Origin of the sequence: Megasphaera sp. DJF_B143 (assembly GCF_900320625.1) — a bacterium.
Lineage (GTDB): Bacteria > Bacillota > Negativicutes > Veillonellales > Megasphaeraceae > Megasphaera > Megasphaera hexanoica.
This window is the reverse complement of the sequence record NZ_ONTA01000037.1, coordinates 1-3,157: the sequence shown is the minus strand read 5'-3', so window position 1 is coordinate 3,157 and position 3,157 is coordinate 1. Positions and strand designations below refer to the sequence as shown.

General features: G+C 49.6%; 2 protein-coding genes and 1 pseudogene. 1 reads left to right on the top strand and 2 read right to left on the bottom strand.

The features are described from left to right. Nucleotides 1–810 (bottom strand): PAS domain-containing protein (locus DBO31_RS01000; protein ID WP_159897726.1); only part of this gene is annotated, 810 nt, incomplete at its 3' end. Between the two features lie 240 nt (nt 811–1,050). On the opposite strand from DBO31_RS01000, the gene DBO31_RS00995 reads away from it, so the two are divergent. Beyond that, nucleotides 1,051–2,664 carry a peptide chain release factor 3 gene (locus tag DBO31_RS00995; RefSeq protein WP_059077400.1) on the top strand — a complete coding sequence of 538 codons (1,614 nt, stop codon included), beginning with the start codon at nt 1,051–1,053 and terminating at the stop codon, nt 2,662–2,664. A 115-nt stretch (nt 2,665–2,779) separates the two neighbouring features. Here the strand turns inward: DBO31_RS00995 and DBO31_RS00990 are convergent. After that, nucleotides 2,780–3,157 (bottom strand): annotated as a pseudogene (locus tag DBO31_RS00990) (TVP38/TMEM64 family protein); the annotation flags it as partial.

The following is a 3,157-nucleotide window of genomic DNA, read 5'->3' as shown; positions in this document are numbered from 1 at the left end:
GACCTTCTGCATCGCCTGACTGCGGCCGATGACCATATCATGGGAATGACTGCTCAGAACGGCGACTTTGCGTATAAATTCATTCATATGCTGCCGCTGTTCCTTGAATTTTTCCCACAATATCTTCCATGATGACACATCCTGGATATCTACGACGATACAGCGCATCTGATGATTGCGGTCCAGTCCGGGAGTAGCCGTATAGACGAGCTTGCGCCCCTTATATTCGACAAGGGAGACGCCGTGCTGCCGTTTATGCAGCGCTTTATCCAGCAGTTCCCGGGGTATCTGCGTTTCTTCCCTGATTGTTTCGATAGACTTGCCTAATATGGCTTTCCGTTTCAGGCCGTATAATGCTTCAAACCGGCGGTTGACCCGTTTGATCATACCCCGGGAATCGAGCACTAAAAGTCCCGTCGAACCGGCTTCCAGCACGGCATCGATTTCCTCTACGACATCGCGCACGACATTCAGTTCCTGAACGGCACAGGAAGACACGCACGATTCATGGACAATGAAGATACTTCCCTGACGTCGCTTTCCTGTCTGCCATGGACGGATATGACAGATGAAATCACGCGATGCAGCCGTTACCACATAGCGGCCTTCACAGTGGACGGCATCAACCGTTTCTCCCAGTCTTTTGATGATTTCCCGGCACGATCCGGGCAATCTCCGTTCCAGATCACAGGCCGCACTGTTCCAATATACAGGAATCCCCTTTTCATTAACCAGTATGAGAATACAATACACCGCATCGGTAATCGCCATAAAATCTTCACGGGTTAATGCCAACGGTCTCGTATTCATCGCCATACACCTCCGGCAGTGGCAGGAAAACGTGCAGTATCGCAGGGGTAACAAGTCTATACTTTTATTATACCAAAAACAGCCCGCCCCTGTCCTGCACAACGCGAATCACTTTGTGTTACGCAGAAGAAACGAGTTTTTCCCAGCTTTTCTCCTCCTTTCCCTGTTTACGAACATCACTTTTCTTAGTATAATAGTATGTACTGTATTTTTTGATTATTCGAATTCATGAGGTGGAACATGTCATTAGTAGATGAAGTAAATAACCGCCGTACGTTTGCCATCATCTCTCACCCGGATGCTGGCAAGACGACATTGACTGAAAAACTGCTCCTCTACGGAGGTGCCATACATCTGGCTGGCTCTGTCAAAGCGAGAAAGACAGCCAAACATGCCGTATCTGACTGGATGGAAATCGAAAAACAGCGTGGTATTTCTGTCACCAGCTCGGTCCTTCAGTTCGATTATGAAGGCCATCATATCAATATCCTTGATACGCCGGGCCATCAGGATTTCAGTGAAGATACGTACCGTACGCTCATGGCCGCAGACAGTGCCGTCATGCTCATCGACGTCGCAAAAGGCGTCGAAGCCCAGACGAAGAAGCTGTTCCGGGTCTGTAAAGAACGGGGTATCCCCATCTTTACCTTTGTCAATAAAATTGATCATTTCGGCCGTAATCCTTTCGACCTGATGGATGAAATCGAAAATATCCTGGGCATCCACGCGTATCCCATGAACTGGCCCATCGGTCTCAATGGCAATTACCAAGGTATCTATGACCGGACGACAGCATCGATTGAACTGTTTGAAAAAGACACGTCCCACGGCCAGCGCAAGCTGGCATCGACCAAAGGTTCAGCCGACGACCCGGTCTTCAAGGAACTCCTCGATGACGATGTACATCAGGGACTCATCGACGACATCGAGCTCCTCGATATGGCCGGTGACGAATTCGATATGGAGAAAGTAAAAAATGGCCAGCTGACACCGATGTTCTTCGGTTCAGCCATGACCAACTTCGGTGTCAAGCCCTTCCTGGAAGAATTTCTGCGCCTGGCTCCACCGCCCCAGCCCCGTCCCTGTGCCGAAGGCGTAGTCGAACCGACGTCTGATCAGTTCACGTCGTTCGTATTCAAGATTCAGGCCAACATGAATCCCCAGCACCACGACCGCATCGTATTCATGCGCATCTGCTCCGGTCAGTTTGAAAAGGGCATGACCGTTACCCATCGTCAGTCGGGAAAGACCCTGCGTCTCATGCAGCCCCAGCAGTTCCTGGCGACAGAACGGACTATCGTCGAAGAAGCCTATCCTGGTGATATCATCGGTGTATTTGATAATGGCACCATGGGCGTCGGCGATACACTGTACTCAGGCAAAAAGAAAGTCACCTTCAAAGACTTCCCGACTTTCCCGCCGGAATTATTCGCCCGCATCCGTGCCAAAGATTCGATGAAGCGCAAGCAGTTCCTGAAAGGCATGACCCAGCTGGCCCAGGAAGGGGCCGTCCAGATTTACGAAAATCTCGGCTCCATGGAAAGTTATATCGTCGGTGCCGTCGGCCAGCTGCAATTCGAAGTGCTGGAATACCGGCTGAAGCATGAATACGGCGTCGATCTGGAAATGAACACTCTGCCTTACACGGTAGCCCGCTGGATTCAGACCAACGGCCATGACTACAAGGAACTGAAAAATATCGACAGTGCCATGATTGTCAAAGACCACAAGCAGCGTGTCGTACTGCTCATCGCCAACGAATGGCAGACCAACTGGATTGTCGAACGGAATCCGGACTTTACTTTCTGTACGACACCAGATGAACTGGCCATTGACGAACCAGACGAAGAATAACGATTCCGGCACGCATCCCGCGCTTAAGATTCCCTGTCAACTGTCAGATTTTTAATCTCAAACTCAAAAACGAGGCTATCGCATTATGTAATTTTAACCTAATGCGATAGCCTCGTTATTTTTCTTTATCTATGTTTTTCTTATCCAAATCTTCTGAAATCTTGCGCAATACCTTCTTTGCCTGCTGGCGCCGGTGCCAGTACCAGAGTCCGCCATAAATCACCGTAATAGCGATAATCAGTATGGTAAGGCGCAGGGTATGATCTTCGAACATAACCACATCGTGTCCAACGAACACTTCACAGGCTACCGACGGAAGCTTGCCAATAAAACAGCCCAGAATATAATCGCGGTAACTGATATGGCTCAGAGCGCCCAGGGCCGTCACCAGTCCGTTGGGTGAATACGGTACAGCCCGTGCTACAGTCATAGCCTGCCACGTGCTGTAATGGTCCAACTTACTGAGCATTTTACTTTTTTCTATGACTTTTTT